This is a genomic window from Algoriphagus antarcticus (assembly GCF_002150685.1).
In the GTDB taxonomy this organism is placed as follows: Bacteria; Bacteroidota; Bacteroidia; order Cytophagales; family Cyclobacteriaceae; genus Algoriphagus; species Algoriphagus antarcticus.
Map to the genome: position 1 here is coordinate 1 of NZ_MSSW01000075.1, position 26508 is coordinate 26508.

Sequence of the window (26508 nt, forward strand, 5' to 3'; positions counted from 1 at the left end):
GCGTAATTTACTCAAAATCAACGGTTTAAATCGAAAATTTAAGCACTCTTCTGACCCTTGATTCGCATTAATTATTAAAAGCAGCATTTTTGGATTATATCAGCAATCCTTTATTTTTTAAAATGTTTTTCAAGGTCAGTTGTTGCTCGTCTGTAAAAGCCAGCTTGGGTATGGCATAAAAGATTAGCTGGGAACCAATGTTTCGCAGAAACCAGTAGGGCAATTCCTCCGCCTGGAGGATGGCCGGCCATTCTACAGTGGATGTCAAAACACAATCTATTGGGTAATTCCATTACCAAAACAGGATCAAACATAGTTATATCCCAAAGCGATAATGTCTCGCGTGTCAACCTCAGTCTCGGCCCAAGGATCCATAACCGCAGTGGAGCCGGCCAGGGCGGGATTCTGGCCGGGATTTGCCGCCTGCCATTCAGCCCAGATGCGATCGATCTCACAGTGGTGCATCCAAAACACTGGGTCGCAGGGCGCAAAGGAGACACTTCCCATGGAACCACTTACCCAGACATGTCCGGAATTGTGAATCCCTTCAAGCGCAGAGGCGAACGTGTTGAACGTTCCATTGGCCAGTGCTGCCGTCACAGCTGCTGCGTTAGGCAGGATTGCAAACATTCCGATGTTTCGCGTGACCGTATGAGGTCCGCTCATCAGCGTCACCGTGGGCGTGAAACTGATGAGCCATGACGGGAATGATTGTTCCTCGCTCGATTTCCAGTAGGGAATGCACACTGTCGGATCAACCATCATAAGCAACTCCTCCATCCGTAACAGGTAGATCCTGTGCCAAGGCAGAAAGCGCGGGTTACCATGCATCAGATGAATTGCATTGGAGTGGATATCCACCAATGGTCCCAGAGCATTCATCGCGTTGATCTGGCTGAACGCATTGAGGAATCGATTCTGCTCGTCAGTAGTCATCATGCGGTGATCTTTGCGAATGCACAGCTCATCGTTGTCGTCACCACAGAAAGCTGGCGGTTTATAGTCTTCTTTACGCGGCCTGAAACAAGTGTTCTCAAAGGGGTGTGGCACATAGGTCGGTGGTTTTTTCGACGCATAATCACCGTAGATGCGGCGATCAGGGTAGCGGGGATTGTCAGGATGCTCGTGGTCATAATGGGCCGGGTGCTCATAATCTGGATCGTAATATGGTAGGTCATGCGGCCTATGTGCATGGGGTTTGTTTTCATGCGAGCCATGGTTCTGTTTGGAATGCTCCTCTTTCTTTTCTTTCTTTGAGTTTGTCATGATTTTATGGTTTGGGATTTACTTGGTATCTATTCTTTTTCCTATTACCTATGCTAATTAGTTTGATGGTATTCTCCACATCCTGTTTTATTATACCATATCCCAACAGGCGTATGCTGCCGTGGAGAATCTCTAGTACCCTATTCTTGGCCTCAGAAGTAGACTTATACACATTCTTAGGAAGCATTTCAGGCGTAATCAGTTGAGCCAATGATTTAGTGCTTATAAAAGCAGAACACCCTTTTATTATACTTTCAACAATCCTTTGTTTGTTAATAGGGTTTTCAAGGCTTTTTGCTGGTCAACGGTGAAGGCACGCTTTGGGATCGAATAAAAGATCAGCGGGGAACCAATGTGCAGCAGAATCCAGTCTGGCAATTCCTCCGCCCGGATGATGGCATGCCACTGTACAGTGGCTTTCGAAACAACAGTCTGTTGGGTAAATCCGTTTTCATCAAACACATACTGAACCGGCTTACCCCAGGAAGGCATTTTTTTTATGGTACGGAGCACCGACCTGGGGTAACCCCAGAGCAGCCAAATCAGCAGCATCGAAAAGATGACGACAAACATCAGCAAGCCACCCCAGCCCACGATCTGGGAGCAGATCCAGGCTACCACGATCATCATGACTCCTAAGAAGACCCATCGCCACCTTGTGGCTTGGAATTGCATCCTGCGAAAAAGAGCGATAAGCTCTTGGGATTGGAGGGTGAATTGGAGGTCTATCATTTTGGCGGTCATTGAAGGTTAGGGGTCATGTTTTTAAGAGCTCGCTTTCCGGCTCGGAACCAGTTGTCGTCCTGCGATCCTCCTGCCCCTGATTAGAAGATGTCAAAGGCCCGGATGGCGATAGATTTATGACCGATGATCCTGTCGGCCAGAAGTTTGGTAATGCCTGGAGCGTTGGATGGAACACCCTTTTTGCCAATGACACTCACGTGTTGTCCTATAAGGGCATTCTCAATATTGAATGCAGCGTCTATGAGAAGCATTTGCTGCGGCGTTATCAAGAAATACGTATCGGTATCTACTCCGAGTGTACCATGGGCGATTGTGGTTTGATTGGTATTCATAGTTTTATGTTTTTTTGTAATTTATATTTCTTGTTTATTGAAAATCGGAATCGTTAAAGAAATTTTTTACCGAAGGATTGTTCATTTTTGTACAAGGAAAAACAAGATGTAATGCAGATTCTTAATTTCATTGCCTGTTCAATTTTGTGCAAGTGGTGGGATGATAAATTTCATGTAAAATTATTTTTAATTAATTTGATTAATGTTATACGCAAGATGTATTTAACCTTACCTACCACATGTGCCAGAATGAGTGACTTTATTAAAACTGAGGAAAGCTCTTTCAGTAAATAATGGTAAAGGTTTTAACTGCTTTTGAAAGGAACAAAGAATGTAATTAGGACTTTAACTTCATTGCTTTACCATAGCCGGTTATTTTATATAAAGTTCATTCAATCACAACTTTTCATAAAGACTTCCTGCCTCATATCTAGATCGGATTAGTCTTCTGTCAGAAGCCCGAGATACTCCCCTGGCCTTTTGGTGAATAGTCAACATTGATTTGCCTCGGGACTACTCTACCATCCCGGAATGCCTCACGCACACGGTTCTCTAAATTTGCATTTCCTAAGTCTAAGCGCCCGGGAGCAATGGCTGCTTCGACCTCCCGTCCCCATTCAATTGGGATTTTGGTTGTTTGTGGTGCAGGAAATTTACCGATCGTACTCGTCTTCACATCAGTAATATAGATTGTGACTTCGCCAGTACTTTGGTTCTGGATCGCTGTAATGTAATCGACTCCGCCTTCGGATACTTTACCAGGACGCTGTAAACCAATCTCCCCTCGTCGAAGGGATTCTTTGTATGCTTCTGCCTCGCCTTGGGTTGCTCTTATTGTTTTTGGAATTGCTTTTGTTTTATCAGTGTGAGCAGCGTGTTCATTATTTGAAAGTATTTTAGCCCCTTTGGATTCGATTGCTGCAGCCGCAACGACCAACAATGCAGGGGTCCTAGATACTATAGCAGGAACTGCTACCGCGACATTGGTTGCTAGGCTGCCACTGCCAGCTTCTGCGAATGCTAATTTTGGCCCAGGCAGTCCGACTTTTACTTCTCCTAATCCCGGAAACAAAGAACCGCCAACTTCTACTATTGCCCCTAACTGTTTTTTATGCTCTTCCTTTGTAACATAATCTTTACCAAACTTCCCTTCTACAATTCCTTCTTCTAACTTTTGCGCTGCCTTGTCGAGCATTCCATTTGGGCCATAAAGAGTCATTACGGGGGCTAAAGTTGGTGATCTTAATAATTTATCTACTTCCATGGAAGCCATAAGATAAGCTACTGTAAGACCTAGGCCAATTGAGTCTGATATGGTAGGTTCTTTTTTAGAATTCGCAGGACTATCTTCGGTCCCTTTTAGATCTATTAACCCGATAGGGTTACTTTTTACATAAGCGAATAAATTCAATCCAGCTTTTATTCCAGTATGGTCTGCGCTTGACCATCTCGCTAGCCAAGGCAAATAATACCTTGCACTATGGTATTCCAACCCACTTTCTTCATCTCGCTCCTTACCTGTATATCGATATCGCTTAGCTGGTACTTCCCGAACCTGGTCAGAGGCATGGTAACTGGTGCTGCCATAAGGATAATATTCTTCGTAACTGATGATTTGTGCCTGATCACTTCCATCCAGTTCTAAAGAAGCGGTGCCTAAATGATTGCTGAATTGATATCGGATCAAGGGCAGTTCTGCGGCATGGTTCGGTTTTATTTTTGTGTCAATCAGCGCAATCCTGCGGGTATCATCCATGATGTGTAAGGTCTCCCTTTCTAATTCAATGGTTCCATTCCTACGTTTACGAAAGATCTCAAAACCGCCCAAATAAATCCGTTCTTCGGTTACATTGTTTTTTTCTACTACTTTACGGATGCGTTCTCCCGAAGCATCATACACATAATAGGCACCACCCGCGGCATCATTTTCTAATGAAGCAGTGATGTCAATATGCTGCAACTGGTCTTTAAAATTCCAGTCCATCCCTGGCAGATGCGGCATCTTGCTCATATTGCCATGTGGGTCATAGGTATATGTAAATGGCGTACCGGCGTCGCTATTTGCCGGGGCAGTAAGCAGTTGGTTATTGGTAGGGCTACAGGTAAATGTCCGCTTCCAGCTATTTACATTCTGCATCAGCAGCATATTACCGGCTGCATCGTACTGGTAGCGTTGTGTATAGGTCTGCAACTGGTTACCATCCCCTTTATGCGGTAAGTTGGTGCGCTTCGCATCATAGGCATCGGGAGCCGTATTGCCGGCTATGTGTTCCCTTCCGGTCGCTTGTATCAGGCGGTAAATACTATCATAGAGATAAGCGCAATCCGGATCGACACGGTTGTTGTTGAAGAATATACTTTGCAGTGCATCATCTTTGATAAAGGTGATGTTACCAGTCGGATCATAGGTATAATTCAAATCCTGCAGCATACCCGCGCCGGCGTTCCGTGTTGTCAGCAAACGATTCATGCGGAAGGTGGCCGGATCATAGGTATATCGGGTTACTGTATTATTTCCATACAAAATAGCCATACGCTGCCCTTTGGCATCATAATCAATATTCTTTACAAAAGGAGTATCATTATTACTACCTCTGAGTTTTGCGCTTAATGCATTCAGCAGGTTGGCTTCATTATATTCCGAGAAAATAACAGAAGCTGGAATCTGCGCAGTATGAGGGGTAAACATCTTGACAGGCCTGTTCAGCGCATCATATTCGCTTTTGGAAGTAAAAACCTCCGGTTCCATTGCCACCGATGCTGGCGTGGTCCAATCAGGCAGGTTTTTATAATCCTGGCACAATTGCCTGGTACTTTCCAGTAGGTTACCTTTAAAATCATATTTTTCAGAGCTTACTTTACCAGCTGAATCAAATAAAATAGCCCCCTTACCCCGCAGGTTTCTGGCTTTGGCATTGGGTTGGTTTTCGCCATAGATGATCCATTCATAACTATGATGTAAAGGGGTTGGGCCGTCACCGCCCTCGACCTGGTTTTTGGTCGATCGGTGCAAGGCATCGTATTCATACGAGAACAAATGCCGACGTTCATCCCACGCTTTTACAGGATTACCCAATGCATTATTCAGCATCCAGCGTTTACCCGCATCCATGCTCGTCTGCGTCACCCGATGGCCTAGCATATCATAGCGGTATCGCATCACTACATTACCCCGCGCATCTGTGACGCTGAGCGAATTGCCTTCTATATCCAGTTCGGAAGTGGTATAATTAAATACTTCTTTTATACTGCCAGGTGCATCCTCCCAGCGGTTGTGATCAATGCCTAAAGTCGGCCTGCCCAGAGTGTCAAGAAGCAGGCATGATGGCGTATTGTCGTGGATTTCTGTTTGTCGTGCTGCCTTCTTTTCCGGATCACTATTGCCCAAAGCCATGCGCTGCTTATGCCAATCGCTGTCTTTGACGGTGTCGTTCACATCATGGCTATACTGTTTCCAGGCATCGAATACTACTTTGGTAAAAGTGCCGTTCGGGAATTCCGTTTTTACATTGCGACCTGCCCCGTCGTAATAAAGGGTGGGCGAAACACCTTGTTCCACCCAGGCGGGGTCATTTTCATACGCAGGAGTGGTGGAAAAATAGGGTTCATACTGCCTGATGGGGTTGCCCTTATTATTCAAAACGGTGCGCCCATTACCCACCCAACGGAGCTGATCGCCGGAATCCAGCCATGTTCCATCAGGCGCTTTAATCTTTCCGGGTTCCGCCTGTACCTTTTTCATCGCCACTTTGCCCAGACCATCGCTGTATTCAAAACTGATTTGCAAGGGACTGTCATTGGGGTTCTGCTTGGCATGCTGTTCCCGAACAATACTGGCCACCACCGTTGGCTGTTTTGAAAAATCATAGACCATCCGTGCGGAAGCATTGCCGAGTAACTTACGGGCAATTTGGTGTAAAACAGTGGAGTTGCATACCTGCGGAGCAGGGATTCGGGCATGGTTGAAAAAGTCAATGATGTTTTGGGCCTCTGTACCTTCCGTTTGTTCCGTGAAGCCCGTTAAATGATCGCCTTCCTCGCCTTGCACAGGATTGCCGGTCGCCTTGCCTTCTACTGCCGCTGCCTTTACCAGACCCAGTTCATCCACGACCACCGAAGAAATATTGTCATTGATATCCCGCATGATATCGGGCGACAAGGTGCGGTAATTGAAGCGCAGCACCTGACTTTCATTCCCCAGCGCATCTATGCTTTTTTGCATAATAATATGGAGCGGATCATAAAATACTTCCGTGACGCTATCAAACGGATCAGTATAGGCAACGGGAGCGAAAAAGTGGTCTTTGACATCACTTAAATTTTCTCCTGCCCTTCGATAGTGGATCGTGCCCGATTGTATCCACCAGTTTTGATCATCCTTTAAAAATTTACCTGCATGCATATCTGCATCCGTTAAATTCATTGGGGCAGCCAAAGCGGTAGGTGTAAAAATATCCGCTAACAAATCCGGCGTATAGGCCAGCTGATAGGCTTCAAAAGGAATAGCGTAAATGGCCAGTTTTCCATCTGGTAACGGAGCGCTTACATCAGCATTATAAAACTTGGTCTTGATGTGTTCAATCAAGCGTTTTTGTGCGCCTGTGGTTGCTTTTTGCTGATATTTAATTTCCTGGAAAGTTTTGACCTTTCCCTTAAAATCAGCAATGGTGAAAAATGATTTTTTGGGTTTTATCCCCGTCAGTTCATAGGTTTTTGTCTCCCATCCTTTCCGCAAATAGTAGCTTTCCGGCTCGATGATATCGTTGGTGACTTCATTTTTGATAAAAGTGACCCATTGTTTTTGTTGTCCTTTCCGGGCAACTTCTTTGGCGTTGCCGATAATGAGGCTTTCGGTAGGCACAGCTTTTAAAATAGCCTCTTCTTTCAATCTTGGATAAACCACAGATACTGCCTCCAGCACATTGCCCAATTCATCGGTCTCGAGGGTCAACGTGTGCGCAATGCGTGGGTCCTCCGGATTACGTTCATAGACATAGGAAATGGCCTCGCTCTCTTTGACCATAAACACCGCAAAGCGGTTTTTATCCCGCTCTTGCAGGAGTTGAATTTCGCAATTGTGGGTGGCGACGGAATAGGGTACCAGTTCCGTTTGTAGTGCTGCTGCCTTAAATAACAAAAGGGCAGGGTCATGAACTGCATAACCTTTGGTTTGCTTTTCATCAGCGGTTCGTTTTTCGGCATCCAGGCCAAATACTTCCTGCCGCAACGTCATCCCTTTACAGGCGCGAAGCGCTTCCCGCCATTCGTCTGCGCTCAATTCGTTGAGGTCAAAGCCAGTCAGGCTATCGGCCGCTAAAAGGACAGCATCGGGCAATTCAAATTCAGCAGTAGCAGTAAATCCATTTGCCTTAAATGCTTCCTGCCAGTATTCTTTTTTAAACTGTGTCAAGATGCGTTGTTTATCCAAAAATGCACCCGAATGAAACCAGGTTTTGGTCAAAACGGGGGGCTGATGATGTTCGGCAGGAACAGTATTACCTGCGCCTGCTTTTTCAAAAACATCAAAATATTCGGTATCTGTTTGTTCCACCCTGCCAAACCCCCTGAATTCCCTTTCTGCGTGATCATAATAGCCATGATGATAGGTGTATTTCGCTGTAAACCGCACGTTGGTTACCGCTTCACTCACAATCGTCTTGGATACGCAATGTACGGGAAAGGCTAGTTTTGTGATCCATGGCTCTCCTTTCAGTTTATCCTGCAGGTAAAACCAGGTCGAGCTTTTATATTCGATCTCCGTTTTTTTACCAAACCCATTTTCGTGGCAGCGCATGATATGGGGCTTTTTACCGCCCATCAGATCTATATAGCGCATCGGAGCAGACCGATAGGCAGGCAATTCAGACGACCAGACAATACAGGCGGTACCATTGCCCAGTAAATCCGTTACTGTAATTTTATTGGGTTGCTCAGTTGGAAAAAATGGTTCTATCTCAGTAGCATCGCTCCACGTGTTGCCACTGAAGTTCAGATACGCTTTGAATTTATTTTTACCCAGGTAGATGATATCGGTCGCGCCCGTACCACTTATGTCTGCCAGTTGGAGATAGACAGGATTAAATTGATCGGGCCGGTCAAAAACAGGGGCATTGCCCATGGTCACTTTTGCGCTAAAACGCCCGTAACCCAAATTTGCCCAGTAACACACCCCGCTATTGCTAATACGGACAATGTCGGTCAGGCCATCGCCTGACATATCGGCCAAAAAGATGCGCTGCTCTTGATCGGAAAAGACAATGGCAGGTCCTTGTTCCTCATCATACGGTTTTCGGGCCAATTGAGGGGAATCATAGCCTGTTTTACCGGCATTTTCCCACCACCAAAACGCTCCTGCATCGGATAGCACCACATCGGGTCTCCCATCACCGTTGATATCAAACATCCGCACATCGGGATCGCGCAAGTCCAGGTTCAATGTTTTAAAAAAGGCTCTGAAGGGCTGCCATTCCCCTTCGTCCGTTAGTTCAAAATAGCCCTGCAGGCCAGGGGAGTTGACCACTACCTGTTTTTCCCCGTTCGCCTCCAGATCCTGAAGTTGTAAAACACCGGTGGACAGACCCATGAAGGAAGGTTTGGGGATCACAGGTTTTGCAGAAGAAAATCGGACATTTCCTTTATCGTCTCCTCCCAAATTGGATTTGTAGAACCAGCCATTTCCCTGTTCGGTTAAAATGCCGTTGATACCTTCATTAAACAAATCCACCCATTGATAATTGTCAGAAAGTCCAACAGGGGCATGGATTAGATTTTGTGCTGTAACATCTTTCACTGCTGTATGCCATTGCAGCCATTGGTAATCAAAAACCATCTTGGGCAATGCTTTGGACGCATAACTACCATTGCGCCGGACATAGCCCTTTTGGGTGATGCCCGTCAGATAGGTCAGTTCCGTCGGACGGGTCGTTTTGGTTAGTTCTTTGCTGGAAGGGGCATGATCAAAATCCATGGAGCGAACCAAAGTGGGCAGCCCACCATTTAACTCCGGGAAAGTATGAAACACTAAAATACGCTGGCACAGCCGGTAAGTTCGCATTTCAAAACAAGCTCTATAAGACGAAAAAGGGTCTTTTCGGACGAGCCAAGAAGCATTCTCATTGGGGGTTGGATTTTCCTCATCATGCTCACCATAGTCAAATACTACCTCAAAAAAATGGGCAGTATCAACGGGCAGTTGGATTTGGTACGGACGGGATTTATCGATATAATACGCAGTTTGATTGCCGTACCTGACGCGTTTTAAATGTTTGTTGATAAAAGCGGCATTGCCGTTGAACCGGTTTTTCTCGTGAACGTCGTTTTTAACGTTCAGTAAATCTTCGGCTTTGTACTCATATTCGACCCAGGAGCCTTTGTCGTCAAAAGAAAATTCGGGAAGCCATTGAAAAACCCTGGACTCATCTTTTGGATCGGCAATACGGCAGGATTTGCTGAACCCAAAAAAAGTGGTAATGTTTTCTTTGGAGGTAACGCGCCAATAAAAGCCATGATCCTGATGGTGGATCCGTTCAATACGTGAAAAACTCCCTTCGATCCGAGGACGATAATGGCGTATGGTGAATTCCCCGGATTTTACCTGTCTGACAGGCCACTTCCCATTTTTCTGGTCCGTATATGGCACCAGTTCTTCCACCCCCGAAAACATAAAGCTATCTTCTCTTTGAATATTTTTTATATCATTGGCATCAAAATAAAGGGGAAGTTTTCTGTCTGTGCGTCGTTGGATAGCAGGCAGATCCAAATCCCAGCCAATACCGAACAGGCCGTTGCCAACCCCCGAATTGTACGAAAGCGATAAAGACGGGGTAAACCCATTCCGGTTAGGTGAAAAAGCTAATGGAATAGAAAAGGAAGAAGTGCCATTGACAGGATTGACCTGAAATTTTTCATCAATGCCTTTGATTGCTCCACCGCCTTTAGGCAAAGAAATAGAAGGTATCTCAATGGCATTGGATTTGGTTTTTCCCCCATCTGTTTTGAGGAAGTTTGTAGAGGATTTGTTTTGTGATTGCTCTTTCATCCTTTGTGCTTTTAAGCGCTGGGCAAAATCAAATGTGATGCAACTGTGTCGGCTTTGAAGTTAAGTTGCTGCCTTTTTGATTGTACAGAAGCAATGGGTTGTTAAATTTTATGGAAAAATGAGTATTCCCTAATTGTTAACGAGACAATGAATTGGCTTGAATAATGGCCTAGTAATTCCTTAATAAATCTCTCACCAAATCTCAGTTCCAATAAATGTATGGCAGAGGAATAACCAAGCCAATGAAATGTTACCGACTTTTAATCCTGCTTTTTTACGTATGGTTTGAAAAATTCCTGGAGACTTCCCTTGCTATATTTTTTCTTAGCCTTTCACTCTCAAACAACTATTCTTCTGGCTTTTCATACCGAAAGAATTCCTTGGAGCAATTTCAGCTCCCTCTATTCTATTAAAAATAATACCCAAACAGTTGGACTTTAGGGTATCAATCATTGCCCTTTTCTTCTTGGTCTACAAAAATTACCACCTTTTGAATTAATAAGAAACAATACCAGCAAAATAAAAGAAAATAAATACTTTGCAGGTCAAACAGACTGGTTTTCAGAGCTTTCGGCTGAATTCGAAAAGGTTATGGAAGGAGTTCCTAGAAAATTTTCGATCCTTTTACGCTGTGATCCCCTCCTACAGAAACACTAAGTCTAGGGTGTGTAACTTCTAAGCGTGGGGTAATCCTGTTTTGGAGAAGCTGTGTAAATGACAGAAAATAAGCTCTCCCACCTTCCAACGCGACAAAAAATATAATTTCTTTAGTACACTTTATAATCCAAGATACTGTCGCCACTGTGACAAAGAAACCATGGTGAATATACCTCTTTCAAGCCCGGAGGCTAGTGGCTGGCAGATTATGGCGCACATATAGACAGCCGTGGAGGCAATATCACCTATGTAGCATCAGAAGAAACCTACTATTGGTATGGTGAACAAAGAGGAGCTCCAAGGAGAGTTTCCTGCTATTATTCCAAGGATCTTTATAACTGGAAAAAGAAGGTGTGGTGCTGGAAAAAGGAGAGATAAAAGTTGTCGAGCGACCAAAAGTCATCCAAGATGAAGTGAATATGAAACACGTCATGTGGCTTCACTATGACAATTTGAAATATCTGACAGCTGAACTAGGCGTGGCTATTAGCGACAGTTCTACCTGCCCGTTCAAAGTAAGAGATCACTACAGACCCAATGGTCACGAGTCTCTTGACATAGGTATGTATTTGGAGCCAGACACCAAGAAAGCATACATTGGCTATGCAGCAGATCATATCAATAAATTATCAGAATGGTGGAATTATCAGAAGACTAACTCTCTACTACCACCAATGACGAGGACATAGAAGTTCATTGCGAAGGACCAGGAATATTGAAAAAAAACGGTAAGTTTTACCTGCTAACCAGCGGGTACTCGGGCTCGACTCCCAACCCAGCGACCTTTTACACATCCGAAATATCATGGGCCTTACACCAAACACGGAAATCCATTTGTATGTGATGCGGGAAACAACACTTTCAACTTCCAGCTATGCTTTATTTTTAAGATTCCGGGATACAAAGATGCCTATCTCTACATGGGTGAACGCTAGAACGGAAGAGGAATACCGGTATCAGAATATGTATTCCTACCGATCACTAGCACCGACGAAGGTGAAATTTAAATTCATTGGTACAATATGTGGTATCTGAGCGTGTTTACTCCAGAGAATACGTAGCGAACATAGTTAGAAATACCTGTCCATTTAAAACATAGTCCGTTCGAAACCAAATGATTTACGTAGTGAATACAAGACAAGAAGTTGCTCGTATAGCCAATTTTAATTAATACATAGCTAGCTTTTATCCTAGCTTAGTCAAAAACCACACAATCTTTTACCCATGAAAACCTATCTTAATATCTTCCTATTTCTAGTTTTCACTTATAGTTCAGCATGTTCACAAGAAAGCCCAACAGTTGACCCTATCCCAACAGGTGATATCACGGTTCAAGAAGCTTTTCCTGAGCTATCATTCACCAGACCGGTGGATTTTCAGCATGCTGGAGACAACTCGAATAGAATATTTGTGGTGGAGCAACGTGGTGTGATTTCAGTTTTTCAAAATGATGCAGCGACAACTCAGAAAGGTGATTTTCTTAACATTGAAAGTCAAGTAGATGATTCTGGAAATGAAGAAGGATTATTGGGACTTGCCTTCCACCCTGATTATGAAAACAACGGCTTTTTCTATGTGAACTATACCGCTTCTAATCCCGATCGAACAGTAATTTCACGTTTTAGTGTTTCCGCATCAAATCCCATTCAGGCAGACGCAAGTAGTGAACTCGTGCTCTTAGAATATGATCAACCCTATTCCAATCACAATGGAGGACAAGTTTCATTTGGCCCGGATGGCTACTTATATATAGCTGTAGGTGATGGAGGAAGCGGTGGAGATCCACAAGGAAATGGGCAAAACCTAAAAACCCTTCTGGGAAGTATTCTGAGAATAGACGTAGATCAGCAAGATGGGGCAACCAATTATTCAATCCCTGCTGACAATCCATTTGCAAATAACAGCGAAGGCTTCAAAGGAGAAATCTATGCTTACGGCTTGCGCAATCCTTGGAGATTTAGCTTTGACTCAGCCAATGGTCAGTTGTGGACTGGTGATGTAGGTCAAAACAAGTATGAAGAAGTAGACATCATTAAAAAAGGTGGGAATTACGGTTGGAAAACGATGGAAGGCTTTCACTGCTTCAAACCCGCTGATTGTAATAAGGAAGGGCTGGAATTGCCTATTTGGGAATATGACCATACTCAGGGCGATATATCAATCACAGGAGGTTTTGTATATCGAGGTTCTAGCCTGGAAGAATTGGAAGGACTTTATATCTATGCAGATTACGTGTCTGGAAGAATTTGGACTTTGGATAGCAATGATCCGGCAAATCCAGTTAACAAAGAATTACTGAACGCCGATTTCCCCATCTCCTCTTTCGGAATAGACCAAAATCAGGAATTGTATATCTGTGGATTTGACGGTAAAATCTATAAGCTTGGGTATGAGTAGATAAATGTCATCAAGACAAAGTCTTGATCTCAAATCTCTCCCCCGGTATCTATCGGGGCTTTTATCCCTCTATCTCTCTCAACAGTTCCTCATACCAAGCGGCTCCGTATTTACGGGTAAGGGCATCTTTTAGGAATTTGTAGATGGGTACTTTGAGGCTAGAGCCTAGTTGACAAGCAGGATCACAGATATGCCAGCGGTCATAATTCAGTGCGTCAAACTGATCGTATTTGGTGACACGAATCGGATACATGTGACAGCTGATGGGCTTTTTCCATGTGGTCTTCCCATCGAGGTAAGCCTGTTCAATTCCGCATTTCAGAATGCCTCTATCGTCATGTAAAGCATAGGCACATTCTCTGTTGTCGCCGATGGTCGGAGTTCCCTTGTCACCATCCTTGTCAAATACCCAAGTTCCCTGCTTTGCGATAGCCTGACGACCTTCCTCAGTGATGTAATCTTTGACAATCGGGTAGATATCCTCGATGATCTTGGTTTCCTCGTCTTCTAAAGGAGCACCGGCGTCTCCCTCCACACAGCAAGCACCTTTGCAAGCCTCAAGGTCACATACGAAAAAATTCTCCTTTATATCATCCGAAAGCACGGTATCCCCAACTATTATCATGGTCTTCTTTGTTAATGGGCAAAGTTACGCAATCGAAAGCTAGTCATTCGGCTTCGCAACCTCTTTTCTTCGCACATATACTCCTTTCTGCAACTTGGCAATAACTATCCCTTCTTCGTTTTTCACCTCGCAGGGAAATTCGAAAACTCCTTTTCCATCTCGATTAACAACCGTTTTTATCTCAGAAATTTGGGATGGAGAAAGTTTGAAATCTGCATAAACTGTTCCCTTTCCCGGTTTTACAAATTCTATGCTTGCCGTCTTGTCCCAAACGACGTATTCCTCGCCCAACTGAATCAAGAGGATAAACATAAAAAATGGATCGCACATGGAATAGAGAGATCCGCCAAACGCAGTACCTAGCAAGTTTCGATTGTACCAAGTGAGGTTGAGGCGAGTGCGGAAGCTGGAAAAATCGTCTGAATAGTCCACCACTTTGATTCCAGAAAACAAATACGGCGGATACCAATTGATCAGTCGAATGAGCCGCCTAAACTTCTTGTTATTCTTTTTATCCATTTGAAAAAGATAAGCCAAAAGACACAGAAAAAGAACGACTTATAAAATCACCTTTCTTGTTGCCTGCTTCCTAAGGCATATTTATTATACTGATAGCAAGATTTTACCGTACTTTGCAATGTGCAAGTCGTCTTGTCGTCCCGATAGCTATTGGGAAGGAAAGTCCGGGCAACATAGAGCGCCATACTTCCTAACGGGAAGGAGGCTGACTGGTGACGGTCAGTTTACAGCCAGTGCCACAGAAAATATACCGCCCTCCAACAAGCTCAGGGCGAGCCCGAAGGGAGTCGAAGGGTAAGGGTGAAAAGGTGGAGTAAGAGCCCACCGCTCTGGCAGTGATGTCAGGGGCATGGCAAACCTTATGGGTTGAAAGATCAAATAGGTTCCGCGTCGGATTAAGTTCCGAGAAAAGTTGCTCGCTTTTATGCGGAACGGGTAGATCGATGGACCCCGATTGCAAAGTCGGGGCTAGATAAATGGCAAGAAACCAATTCTGAAAATAGAAGAGGAAACAGAACCCGGCTTATAGACTTGCACTTTTTTATTTTATATTGAAACTATGTCGAAAATACTGATCATCGATGACGAAAAAGTCATCCGCGCTACATTACGCGAAATTTTAGAATACGAGAAATACATTGTTACTGAAGCCCAGGATGGTGAAGAAGGCCTGGCAAAATTGCAAGAAGATGATTTTGATCTAGTGCTCTGCGATGTGAAAATGCCTAAAATGGATGGCATTGAAGTGCTGGAGAAAGCAAAGGCACTGGAGAAATCACCGCAATTCATCATGATCTCAGCACACGGGAGCATAGAAACTGCCGTAGAAGCAACTAAGAAAGGAGCTTTCGACTTCATCCCAAAACCTCCGGATCTCAACCGTCTTTTGCTAACCGTTAGGAATGCTTTGGAAAAAAAGGAATTGGTAACTGAAACCAAAGTCCTCAAAAAGAAGCTTTCCAAGAAACTGGATATGGTGGGAGAATCAGCTGCTATTCATCAAGTCAAAGAAACGATTGAAAAGGTAGCCCCTACAGATGCCAGAGTTCTAATCACGGGGCCTAATGGAACGGGTAAAGAACTGGTGGCTCATTGGGTACATGCGAAAAGCAATAGATCCTCTCAGCCTTTTGTGGCGGTAAACTGTGCAGCAATCCCTTCTGAGCTAATAGAAAGTGAGCTTTTTGGACACGAAAAAGGAGCATTCACTTCTGCCCATAAACAGCGTCAAGGAAAGTTCGAACAAGCACAGGGCGGTACCTTATTTCTGGATGAGATCGGAGACATGTCACTTTCTGCTCAGTCAAAAGTACTTCGGGCGCTTCAGGAAAACCTGATCAATCGTGTGGGTTCAGACAAAGATATCAAAGTGGATGTTCGTGTCTTGGCAGCGACAAATAAGGATCTGAAAAAAGAAATTGAAGAGAATAGATTCCGTGAGGATTTGTATCACAGATTAAGTGTGATTCTGATTCAGGTGCCAGCCTTAAAAGAAAGAAAAGATGACATTCCACTGCTTGTTAATAAGTTTTTGGATGATCTCTCGCAGGAAAATGGAGATGCAAGGAAAAGTTTCAGCAAAGCTGCCCTGGCGAAATTGCAGGAATATCCATGGACTGGAAATATCCGGGAACTGCGAAATGTGGTAGAAAGACTGGTGATTTTAGGCGAACCTGAAATTAGCCTGGAGGATATAAAAAAATATGCTGACTATTAAGTCAGCGTATTTTTTTAGCTTTTTGCGTCCTGAGATGTAGGAGCCTTTGCGTAAGCTGGACATGGCTTACTGGAAGCACAAGCTCCCAAGGCTAATATCCCAATCAATAATGCTGCTGTGGCTAATTTTTTCATGTGTCTAGATTTGTTTTTTAATCGTCACATAGAACAACCTATATCCGACTTAACTGGAAAATGAAAGTTTTTACTTCAAATCTTCAATCTCAGGTGATATGCCGAAGTTAAATGGTTATTTCATGTTTTAGTTTTTGTACTGCTCAAATATCTTTAATTAATTATTAGATAGCAATTATTGAACCAAGAGGTTACATCCTCTTACTTCACTATTGTCAAATCTCCCCAGTACCTCCAGCATTCCATTTTCATCAACCTTGCCCAAATCCTGAGTTTCTATAAATGCACAGGAATGAAAATTTGCCAGATCAATCACATTGATTCCACCTTGGGATCGCGGTGAAATGGATAGCGGATCGTTTACATCCCTAAGCATAACGCGCATAGTATTCGGTAGTGTATATTTCCCCTGACCTATTGAATAAGACTGTGACATCAGCTCGGTCATTCCATATTCAGAATGAATAGTTTCAACGCCGAAAAATGGCTTCAGAATATCATGAACTTCCTCCCGGATCATCTCTTTTCTCCTACCCTTCATTCCACCAGTTTCCATGACTATAAGGTTGGAAGGAGAATTGAAATTTTGCCCTGACTCTGCCAAATCCAACAAAGCAAAAGTGACTCCCAGCAATAAAACAGTTCGCTTGTCATCAGCCAGCTTTTCCATTTTCTCCAGCAGTTCATCCTGATTGTACAGGTAAAAGCCAGAATGCTCAGAGTTACTTTCAAGAATAAAATGGTCTGCCATACTCACGAGACTACTACCTTTTCTCTCTAGGTATGCGGGCAAAAGTGCCAGCACATGGAAATTACTCAGCTCTCCAAAATTACTTTCAAATATCTGTTTTGCATGACTTAAGTACCATTGCTCTGACCAAATATAATGTCGGCTAGTGATCATGCCCGTAGTACCGCTACTTGAGAAAAAGTCGACATAGTCAGAGGCATTACCAGATACAATTTTATGGTCTTTAAAAAAGCGAATGGGTAAAAAAGGAATTTGATCCAAGGATTTCACCGATTGCGTATTTACCTTGCGAGCGTCCAGGTATTGCCTGTAAATTGGATTTGCCAGGGATTGGAATTGAAAAAGTTGTAGCGCGAGACTCTCAAAATCTTTCGATTTCAAATTACTTAGCCTACTTGAAAAACTTTTAAAATCCTGCATCGTTTTATATTTTGCATCAACCAACCAAAGTATTGGTTTAATTTGGTGGTAAATTTACTTTCGCCCTATGCGTTTAAAAAGCTATTTAGGAATATTCTTTTTGCTGATCCTCGCCACCGCGTGTATCAATCCCCCAGATAATTTCCCATCTGTCCCTAAAATCACCTTTGAATCAATAGAATATGTGCCCACTGCTGGAGCAGATTCTTTGATATTAGGACTTGATTTTCAAGATGCTGAGGGAGACCTGGGATTATCGGCTACGGATGATGATCCGCCATTTCAGGATTTAGATTTCCAGCGAAATTCCGCTGGAGCTTTAATTACCTACAGCAAAAGACCTCCTGAAGCACCGTCATACAATCCAATAGACTGGCTAGTGGATCCAATTGTAAATAATCAGACTGTTAAAGACACCATTTGGGTTAAACAAAACCCTAACCAGTTTAATATTTTCGTGAAGTTCTTTATCAAGAGAAATGGCCAATTCACTGAGTTCAAATGGCAAGACCCTCCATTCTTTACTACATTCAATGGACGTTTTCCTAGAATCTTGACTACTGAAGAAGGACAGGCAGTAGAAGGAAATATCAGCTACGGAATGCTATCGTCAGGCTGGGAATCAATTTTCCGGACCGATACCATCAGAGTAGATGTATCCATCCAAGACAGAGCCTTAAATAGAAGCAATGAAGTGTCCAGTCCTGAAGTGACACTCAGACAAATCACAAGACCATGATGGGAAAGTGCAGTTTCATTAGGCAGTTTGCAGTAATCTGTACTCAGTAATCAGACAGTTGAAAATATAAACTGAAATCTTCGTGCTTTCAATGTGTCGTTAGTGGCTAAAAAAGATGTATGACATAAGGCTTGAAAAGTTTAGATAAACCCCCGCTTCACTTCTATCCCTGCAAATAATAGAATATACTTTTCACCAGAAGACCTAAAAACGAGAAAAAGCCCTTTGACTAGGGCTTTTTCTTTTGAAAGTAAATCAACATTCTTTTTATATCGCTGGAAATTTTTTTGGATCGACCTCATTCATCATCGCATAGACTTTCTCCACTACATCTTCTACGCTTGGCTTAGAGAAGTAATCTCCATCCGAAGAATACGCTGGTCTATGAGCTTTGGCAGTGATGGTCTGAGGCTCAGAATCAAGGTATCTAAATACTTCTTGACGCTCAATCACTTGCTGCAACATAAATGCCGATCCCGCACCAGGCACATCTTCATCAGCAAAAATCACACGATTGGTCTTCTTGATTGATTCTCCAATAGTGCCATGAACATCAAATGGCAGTAAGGTCTGAACGTCCAGCACTTCTATTTCAATACCTATTTCAGCAAGCTCATTAGCCGCTTCCATCACGATTTTACACATCGAACCATACGTCACTATGGTCACTTCAGAGCCTTCTCTAAGAACCTCTGTCTTGCCCAGAGCAACCGTATATTCTCCTAGATTCAGAGGCATTTTCTCCTTCAATCTATAGCCATTCAAGCATTCGATGACAATTGCCGGCTCATCAGACTTCAATAATGCATTATACATTCCCGCAGCCTGTGTCATATCTCTAGGCACACAAATTACCATTCCACGAAGAGAGGAAAGTATCATTCCCATAGGAGAACCTGAATGCCAAACGCCTTCTAATCTATGTCCACGCGTACGTACAATCATGGGAGCTTTCTGACCTCCTTTGGTACGGTAGTTGAGACAGGCAACATCATCTGAAAGCATCTGAAGGCCATAAAGCAAATAATCAAGATACTGAATCTCTGCCAGTGGCCGTAAGCCTCTCAGCGCCGTTCCGATTCCCTGACCGATAATGGTACATTCTCTAATTCCCGTATCAGAAACTCTAAGCTCTCCATGCTTGGCTTGCAAGCCAGCAAAAGCTTGATTCACATCACCGATTTTACCTACATCCTCACCGAACGTGAAGAAACGAGGGTCTTTCGCTAGTGTAAGATCAAAATAAGACTGAAGAATCTCCCTTCCATCTACAAGTGGAGACTTCTCATTGAACTTGGCAGGAACTTCCTCTACTTTCAATACGCTCCATTCTGATTCGCTATAGAGATGACTGTTATATCTGTCAAAGTTCAAATCCGTCTGCTTCTCATACCAGGCTTTCAAATCTGCCTTTCTAGCTGGAGAATCCAATCTTAATGTCAGCAATGCTTTTCGCACCGCTATTACAACATCCTTTCTTATTGGATTGATTGTCTTTGAGAGTTCCTCAGCCAGTTGATTGATGATTACTTTCCTCGTGCTGTGCTGAGCAGCGGCTTTAAGTAGCGCCACGACTTCATTCAGCTCTTTTTTGATTTCATTGGAGAACGTAGACCAAGCAGCCTCTTTCTCCTGCTTTACCTGGGCTTTGGCTTCAGCTTCTATTTTATCCAACGCATCTGCATTGGCTATCTTATTACTGAGGATGTATTCTCTGAATTTGGAAATACAATCCCAGTCTTTTTCCCACTGAAGACGCTTCGCATCTTTATATCGCTCATGCGAACCAGAAGTAGAATGACCCTGAGGCTGCGTCATCTCTAGCACGTGAATCATCACTGGTACATGAGATGTTCTGGCTAAGTCACCTGCTGCAACATATGCGTTTAACAAAGCTTCATAATCCCAACCATTCACTCGGATTATTTCAATTCCTTTTTGTGAATCTGTTCTTTCAAAACCAGCTAAGACTTCAGAAATACTGCCTTTTGTGGTATGAAACTCATTTGGTACAGAAATACCGTAACCATCATCCCAAATGGAAATCACCATAGGAACCTGCATTACACCGGCAGCATTGATAGTTTCAAAAAACATCCCTTCAGAGGTAGATGCATTTCCGATTGTTCCCCATGCGACTTCATTTCCATTTACAGAAAATTTGGTCATATCCTTCAAACCTTTATTTTCTCTAAAAAGCTTTGAAGCATAGGCCAAACCAAGAAGTTTAGGCATTTGAGCAGCTGTGGGAGAAATATCCGCAGCTGAATTAAATTTCTTAGTCAGGTCCTTCCAGCTCCCGTCCTCATTGAGAGATCGAGTGGCGAAGTGACCATTCATCAGACGACCCGCACTTGCGGGCTCCGCCTCTACATTGGTGTAAGCGTATAGTTGGGAGAAATATTGCTGAACTGTCAATTCACCGATAGCTAGCATAAAGGTCTGATCCCGGTAATAGCCTGAACGAAAATCCCCAAGTTGGAAAGCCCTCGCCATTGCTATTTGGGCAATCTCCTTACCATCTCCAAAAATACCGAACTTCGCTTTCCCCATAAAAACCTCTTTTCGGCCTACCAATGAAGCATGCCTACTAATCATCGCAACTCGAAAATCTTCGAGTACGGCGTCTTTAGAAAGGTTCGGAGAATTCAGGTTTTTAGGTACTGATTGAACTTCTGACATAAAAGTTAATTTACTAAAGTTATTTGGGTTTTACTTTGCTGATTTTTTGAATCATTCAAAAATAGCCAAATCCATTTTCTATCCAAATTTCAGCATTATTAATTTTCAATCAAAAATTTTGAAAGTATTGTAATAATTTAATCAAAACAGAATTAAATTTCGAATATCAGGCAATATCCAATATTGGATGCTCGAGATTCAAAAAATCTAATGGTAATAAATTAAGCATTTAGCATAAAAACCAACTCAAAATTATCAATGCTAAAAATTAAATTTATAAAATATTTCGAATGTTAAAAACAATAATCGAAACATAATTTTGAAATCTTGATTTTTTCCAAAGCATACCAAATACTATTCTTTATCGTGCGAGTTGATAGCTATACGCTTCCTATATTTGTGCGCGAATTTATTTATATCCAAATATAGAAGTCATGATTATAGGTGTTCCAAAGGAAATCAAAAATAACGAAAACCGTGTAGCCCTTACCCCGGCAGGTGCTAAAGAACTGGTGAAAAGAGGTCATACAGTTTATGTCCAGCATACCGCTGGTGATGGAAGTGGCTTTTTAGACGATGTATATACTGAAGCTGGCGCTACCATTCTCCCTACTATCGAAGCGGTATATGAAATTGCTGAGATGATAATGAAAGTGAAAGAACCTATCGAAGCTGAATATACCTTGATCAAAGAAGGTCAATTGTTGTTCACGTATTTTCACTTTGCTTCTTACGAGCCATTGACTAAAGCAATGGTAGCGAGTAAGTCTGTATGTCTTGCTTACGAAACCGTAGAAAGAGCTGATAGAAGCCTTCCGCTTTTGATCCCTATGTCTGAAGTAGCCGGAAGAATGGCTGTGCAGAAAGGCGCTAATTATTTGGAAAAACCACTTGGCGGAAGAGGTATTCTCCTCGGAGGCGTACCAGGTGTTCTTCCTGCGAAAGTGTTGATTCTAGGAGCGGGTGTTGTAGGAACTCAAGCTGCTTGGATGGCTGCAGGACTGGGAGCAGACGTCACTATCATGGATCTCAATCTACAACGTTTGCGCTACTTGGCTGATGTAATGCCTGCAAATGTGAATACAATGATGTCTAATGAGTTTAACATCAGAAAATTGATTCAAAATCATGACTTGATTATTGGTGCGGTATTGATCCCTGGAGCCAAAGCTCCTCACTTGATCACTCGTGATATGCTAAAAGAAATGCTGCCAGGTACTGTACTGGTGGACGTGGCAGTAGATCAAGGTGGATGTATTGAAACTTGTAAGCCAACTACTCATCAGGATCCTACATACGTCATCGATGAAGTGGTACATTACTGCGTGGCTAACATGCCAGGTGCAGTTCCTTACACTTCTACTTTGGCGCTGACAAACGCAACTCTTCCATATGCCATGCAATTGGCTGAAAAAGGATGGAAAAAAGCTGCTCAGGACAATCCTGAATTGGTACCAGGTCTCAATATTATCCATGGAGACATTGTTTATCAGGCTGTGGCTGAAGCTTTTGATATGGATTACACTCCAGTGATCAAATACTTGGCTGACTAATCTCCGTCAATTTCGATACTTGAAAAAATCCCTCTGGTGAAAACTGGAGGGATTATTTTTTACCTCCATGGATACAGTAGATCGATAAGCCATCCCTTTGGGAGATAAGTCTGTCCGGCGATAGACTGGGCTGTCCGGCGACAGAATTGCCCACCAAAGTGGTTTGCGGCAGTTCAGGAATAAGTGCTTTAATATTCAGCTAACAGGGCTGAAAGCCGCAAATAAAATATTCCAGCCTAAAAAAGTTCGTTATTAAAATAATCACTCTAGTTCCAAAAGATCTGAAGCCTGACTTTAACCGGTAGGCAGGAAACGGAACAGAAGATTTGCAAATTCATTCCCCACACCCTTTAATTTCCACATACCTAGCTATTTCCCTAGATGTGAACGGAATTGAATCTATTTTTGACGTATGAACACCATGACTGTGGACAGAATCATTTCGATCCGGGGACTTTTTCGGATCAGCAGACCGATCAATCTGCTGATGGTGGGATTTGCACAGTTCATGACAGCTTATTTTTTAGTCGGAACCAACAATTCAGGTTTGCCAGTACTTCAGGACTATAAACTCTATTTGCTAGTCATTTCTACTCTGTTGATCACAGCAGCTGGCTACATGATCAACGATTATTACGATGTCAAAATCGACTATGTTAATCGCCCGGGGAATGTAGTGGTAGGCAAAGGAATTAAGCGACGTATGGTCATTTTTCTGCACACATTCCTAAATTTCATTGCAGTTGGACTAGGAATCCTTGTGAGTCCGAGTATCGCTTTAATAAATTTCGTCGCAGCTTTTTTACTCTGGCTGTACAGCAATCAGCTCAAAAGAAAGCCATTTATTGGTAATTTCACCGTGGCACTATTAACTGGCGTTTCCATCTATTTGATCGGTTTCTATTTCCAAAAATCAGAACTCCTAATATTGACCTATGCCATTTTCGCTTTCTTTCTCAATCTCATTCGCGAAATCATCAAAGACATAGAAGATCGGCAAGGAGACAGAAAACACGGTTGTCGCACACTCCCGATTGTTCTTGGTTTTCGTAGGACGAAAGCGGTTATTTTTCTGATTGCCGCAGTATTTGTTTGTGCAATATTCATCGTAACCTTCAAACTGAATCGTCCGATAATCTTCTATTATTTTGCAGGTATGGGGATCTTTTTCATGTATTTCATGCACCGGATTTATCTGGCTGACCGCAAAGACCACTTCACTAAATTAAGTACCCTTGCCAAGATCTTGATGCTGGTGGGGACATTGAGCATGAGCTTTCTGTAACAAATTTCATTATTCAACATTCAGCATTCGATATTCACCATTATTCTTTTAATAATAAATGTAGAACGCTGATTGAAGAATGATGAAGTTCCAGCTTCATTCGTACTTCAGGCACTTTTCTTAGCAATTCCACACCATTTCCTCTATTTTCAGGCAAATTTTTCAATCATGCTAGACAGCAAATTACTTGTAATCAAGATCGGATCGAATGTCCTGACTCAGGAAAACGGACTTCCCGATTTGGAACGCATGGAAAAGCTTGTGTCCCAGATCCAAGAGTTGATTTCACTCGGAAAGAAAGTCGCCTTAGTAAGTTCGGGAGCAGTAGCTTTTGGGCGACAAGCCATTCCACTTCCTGAGAAACTCAACCCTGTCTTCAAAAAACAAATCTGGGCTTCCACCGGACAAATTCGCCTGATCAATCAATACCAAAACTTCTTCGAAAAGCATAGTCAGCCAGTTGCACAGATCTTGGTAACGAAGGAGGATTTCCGAGATAGAAAGCACTTTCTGAATATGAAGAACTGCGTTCAAGCGTTGCTTTCACAGGGTATTTTGCCAATCATCAATGAAAATGACACGGTCACTATCACAGAGCTTATGTTCACCGATAATGACGAACTCGCAAGTCTCACCGCTGCTATGATCAATGCAGACACGATGATGCTGTTGACAAATGTAGATGGAATTTTCACTGGAAATCCCTCTGATCCCAGCTCGGAACTCATAGAAAAGGTATCTTCCAGCATGCCCGAAGTATCCAATTATATCTCAGCATCGAAATCATCTTTCGGCCGTGGTGGCATGCTCACGAAGTATGCTATGGCAAAGAAATCTGCTGATCTGGGCATTCAAGTGATCATTGCCAACGGTAAGCGGGAAAATGTATTGGGTGAATTTGAAGACAAAAGCTTGCGATGTACCTGGTTTGAACCTCAAAAACCTAAACACGGAGCAAAAAAGTGGCTGGCTCACGGCGAGCACTACTACGTCGGGGAAGTGACCATCAATGAAGGAGCGAAAAACTCCCTGACTGCCGAGGTGATCCGAAGTCTCTTACCAGTAGGAATTATCAAACTGGAAGGTGAGTTTTCTAAAGGTGACATCCTTCTAATCCGTGGCGAGTCCGGCCATAAGATCGGACTGGGACGTGCAGAGTATTCCTCCAAAATAGCTAATGAAAGAATTGGCCAAAAGAACCAAAAAGCATTAATACACTACGATTACCTCTATATTTTCGATCATGACTGAGTACCAACATATTTTTGAAGGAGTAAAAAAAGGAGCAAGAAAACTGACTGGACTCAGTAATGAGAAAGTCAATCAGGTCTTGCATAACCTGGCGATTTTGGCAGTGGAAAACACCTACTTTCTGCTGGAAGAAAACCAAAAGGATCTGGATCGTATGGATCAGAAAAATCCCATGTATGATAGATTGCTGCTTACAGAAGAGCGCATCCAAAATATAGCCGGAGAGATCATTCAGGTTAGTGCGCTAGCAAGTCCTTTGCATCATATACTGGAGAGCAAAATGCTGGAAAACGGTCTTTCTCTGGAGAAAACCACCGTGCCTCTTGGTGTGATCGGGATCATCTACGAAGCTCGGCCAAATGTCACGTTTGATGTGTTCACCTTGGCGCTAAAATCAGGGAACGGCTTGGTGCTGAAAGGCGGTTCAGATGCCGATTACTCTAATCAAGCCATCATGAGTTTGATCCATCAAGTCTTGGAAATTAATGATTTGCCAACTTTAGCATTTCAACTTTTGCCAGCAGATAGATCTGCAACCAAAGCACTTTTGGAAGCAGTAGGTTTTGTGGATGTGATTATTCCGCGTGGCTCTCAGGGCCTCATCAATTTCGTAAGAGAAAATGCAAAAGTGCCTGTGATAGAAACTGGTGCGGGTATAGTGCATACTTATGTGGATGAAAGTGCGGATTTGGAAAAAGCGAAGGAGATTGTCTTCAATGCCAAAACACGCCGGCCTAGCGTCTGTAACTCCTTGGATTGTTTGGTGATTCATGAATCGCATTTAGCAGTCCTAAATGATTTAATTCAACCTTTGTTAGAAAGCAAGGTTCAGGTTTTTGCAGATGAAAATGCCTTTGCGGTTTTGACTGCAAATGATTTGATTTCACCAGCTGATGAGTCTCATTTTGGAACAGAATTCCTCGGACTGAAATTAGCTATCAAGACTGTCGCCAATCTTGACGAAGCACTGGATCATATAGCGGAATATTCCTCCAAGCATTCTGAGGCTATAGTAGCAGAAAATCAGGAAATCATCGATCGTTTTCTCCTCGAAGTGGATGCTGCGGCTGTTTACGCAAATGTTTCTACCGCTTTCACCGATGGTGCTCAGTTTGGACTTGGAGCCGAGATCGGCATCAGTACCCAAAAACTTCACGCTCGTGGCCCAATGGCTTTGAAAGAACTTTGTAGCTATAAGTGGATCGTCAGAGGAAACGGACAAGTGAGGAAATGATAGTGAGTGGTGAGTAGTGAGTGGTGAGTGGTGATTGGTGAGAAGTAAGTGGTAAGTAGTAAGTGGTAAGTAGTAAGTAGTAAGTGGTGAGTGGTTGTAAGTTGTAAGTGGTGAGTAGTTGTAAGTGGTGAGTAGTTGTAAGTGGTGAGTGGTAAGTGGTGAGT

Annotated in this window: 18 protein-coding genes and 1 other RNA gene; 9 read left to right on the forward strand and 10 right to left on the reverse strand. The window is 43.1% G+C overall.

What is annotated here, in order from left to right; all coding sequences use genetic code 11:
- Window positions 1–94: 94 nt before the first annotated feature.
- The 6 genes from BVH04_RS26710 to BVH04_RS21275 form a co-directional block, all read right to left on the reverse strand.
- Window positions 95–268, reverse strand: a complete 174-nt coding sequence (locus BVH04_RS26710) for a YcxB family protein (protein ID WP_116116584.1) — start codon at window positions 266–268, stop codon at window positions 95–97.
- 38 nt (window positions 269–306) lie between these two features.
- Window positions 307–1266, reverse strand: a complete 960-nt coding sequence (locus tag BVH04_RS21255) for a tyrosinase family protein (RefSeq protein WP_086543475.1) — start codon at window positions 1264–1266, stop codon at window positions 307–309.
- A 4-nt stretch (window positions 1267–1270) separates the two neighbouring features.
- On the reverse strand, window positions 1271–1477 hold the full coding sequence (locus BVH04_RS21260) for a hypothetical protein (protein WP_086543476.1): 207 nt from the start codon (window positions 1475–1477) through the stop codon (window positions 1271–1273).
- Between the two features lie 35 nt (window positions 1478–1512).
- On the reverse strand, window positions 1513–2010 hold the full coding sequence (locus BVH04_RS21265; RefSeq protein WP_086543477.1) for a YcxB family protein: 498 nt from the start codon (window positions 2008–2010) through the stop codon (window positions 1513–1515).
- Window positions 2011–2090: 80 nt separating this feature from the next.
- The gene (locus BVH04_RS21270) at window positions 2091–2342 is read right to left on the reverse strand and encodes a hypothetical protein (protein WP_086543478.1); all 252 of its coding nucleotides are present in this window, start codon (window positions 2340–2342) and stop codon (window positions 2091–2093) included.
- A 451-nt stretch (window positions 2343–2793) separates the two neighbouring features.
- Window positions 2794–10380, reverse strand: a complete 7587-nt coding sequence (locus BVH04_RS21275) for a SpvB/TcaC N-terminal domain-containing protein (RefSeq protein WP_086543479.1) — start codon at window positions 10378–10380, stop codon at window positions 2794–2796.
- A 1013-nt stretch (window positions 10381–11393) separates the two neighbouring features.
- Here BVH04_RS21275 and BVH04_RS25880 point away from each other — a divergent pair.
- Window positions 11394–11726, forward strand: a complete 333-nt coding sequence (locus BVH04_RS25880) for a glycoside hydrolase family protein (protein WP_205635899.1) — start codon at window positions 11394–11396, stop codon at window positions 11724–11726.
- A gap of 535 nt (window positions 11727–12261) precedes the next feature.
- Window positions 12262–13434 carry a PQQ-dependent sugar dehydrogenase gene (locus tag BVH04_RS21290; RefSeq protein ID WP_086543481.1) on the forward strand — a complete coding sequence of 391 codons (1173 nt, stop codon included), beginning with the start codon at window positions 12262–12264 and terminating at the stop codon, window positions 13432–13434.
- Between the two features lie 61 nt (window positions 13435–13495).
- Here BVH04_RS21290 and BVH04_RS21295 read toward each other — a convergent pair whose 3' ends face one another.
- Window positions 13496–14059 (reverse strand): DUF3109 family protein, encoded by a 564-nt coding sequence (locus BVH04_RS21295; protein WP_086543482.1) that lies wholly within the window; start codon window positions 14057–14059, stop codon window positions 13496–13498.
- A gap of 39 nt (window positions 14060–14098) precedes the next feature.
- Window positions 14099–14578, reverse strand: coding sequence for a DUF4442 domain-containing protein (locus tag BVH04_RS21300; protein WP_086543504.1), 480 nt, complete (start codon window positions 14576–14578; stop codon window positions 14099–14101).
- Between the two features lie 119 nt (window positions 14579–14697).
- Here BVH04_RS21300 and rnpB point away from each other — a divergent pair.
- Both rnpB and BVH04_RS21310 read left to right on the forward strand, forming a co-directional pair.
- Window positions 14698–15120: RNase P RNA component class A (gene rnpB, locus BVH04_RS21305), an RNA gene on the forward strand.
- Between the two features lie 17 nt (window positions 15121–15137).
- Window positions 15138–16295: a sigma-54-dependent transcriptional regulator gene (locus BVH04_RS21310; RefSeq protein ID WP_086543483.1), complete on the forward strand. Its 1158-nt coding sequence runs from the start codon at window positions 15138–15140 to the stop codon at window positions 16293–16295.
- 309 nt (window positions 16296–16604) lie between these two features.
- Here BVH04_RS21310 and BVH04_RS21315 read toward each other — a convergent pair whose 3' ends face one another.
- Window positions 16605–17600, reverse strand: coding sequence for a long-chain-fatty-acid--protein ligase (locus BVH04_RS21315; protein WP_086543484.1), 996 nt, complete (start codon window positions 17598–17600; stop codon window positions 16605–16607).
- A gap of 67 nt (window positions 17601–17667) precedes the next feature.
- Between BVH04_RS21315 and BVH04_RS21320 the strand changes: the two genes are divergently transcribed.
- On the forward strand, window positions 17668–18339 hold the full coding sequence (locus tag BVH04_RS21320; protein ID WP_086543485.1) for a hypothetical protein: 672 nt from the start codon (window positions 17668–17670) through the stop codon (window positions 18337–18339).
- Window positions 18340–18606: 267 nt separating this feature from the next.
- Here the strand turns inward: BVH04_RS21320 and BVH04_RS21325 are convergent, their stop codons facing one another.
- Window positions 18607–21021 carry an alpha-ketoacid dehydrogenase subunit alpha/beta gene (locus tag BVH04_RS21325; protein WP_086543486.1) on the reverse strand — a complete coding sequence of 805 codons (2415 nt, stop codon included), beginning with the start codon at window positions 21019–21021 and terminating at the stop codon, window positions 18607–18609.
- A gap of 434 nt (window positions 21022–21455) precedes the next feature.
- Here BVH04_RS21325 and ald point away from each other — a divergent pair, with 434 nt between their 5' ends.
- The 4 genes from ald to BVH04_RS21345 all read left to right on the forward strand — a co-directional run bounded on the left by ald (window position 21456) and on the right by BVH04_RS21345 (window position 26344).
- Window positions 21456–22574, forward strand: a complete 1119-nt coding sequence (ald, locus tag BVH04_RS21330) for an alanine dehydrogenase (protein WP_086543487.1) — start codon at window positions 21456–21458, stop codon at window positions 22572–22574.
- Between the two features lie 412 nt (window positions 22575–22986).
- Window positions 22987–23859 carry a geranylgeranylglycerol-phosphate geranylgeranyltransferase gene (locus tag BVH04_RS21335; RefSeq protein WP_086543488.1) on the forward strand — a complete coding sequence of 291 codons (873 nt, stop codon included), beginning with the start codon at window positions 22987–22989 and terminating at the stop codon, window positions 23857–23859.
- Window positions 23860–24027: 168 nt separating this feature from the next.
- Complete coding sequence (gene proB / locus BVH04_RS21340) at window positions 24028–25110, forward strand: glutamate 5-kinase (protein ID WP_086543505.1); 1083 nt, start codon at window positions 24028–24030, stop codon at window positions 25108–25110.
- Window positions 25103–26344 carry a glutamate-5-semialdehyde dehydrogenase gene (locus BVH04_RS21345; RefSeq protein ID WP_086543489.1) on the forward strand — a complete coding sequence of 414 codons (1242 nt, stop codon included), beginning with the start codon at window positions 25103–25105 and terminating at the stop codon, window positions 26342–26344. Before proB ends, BVH04_RS21345 begins: the two co-directional genes overlap by 8 nt.
- Window positions 26345–26508 lie beyond the last annotated feature (164 nt).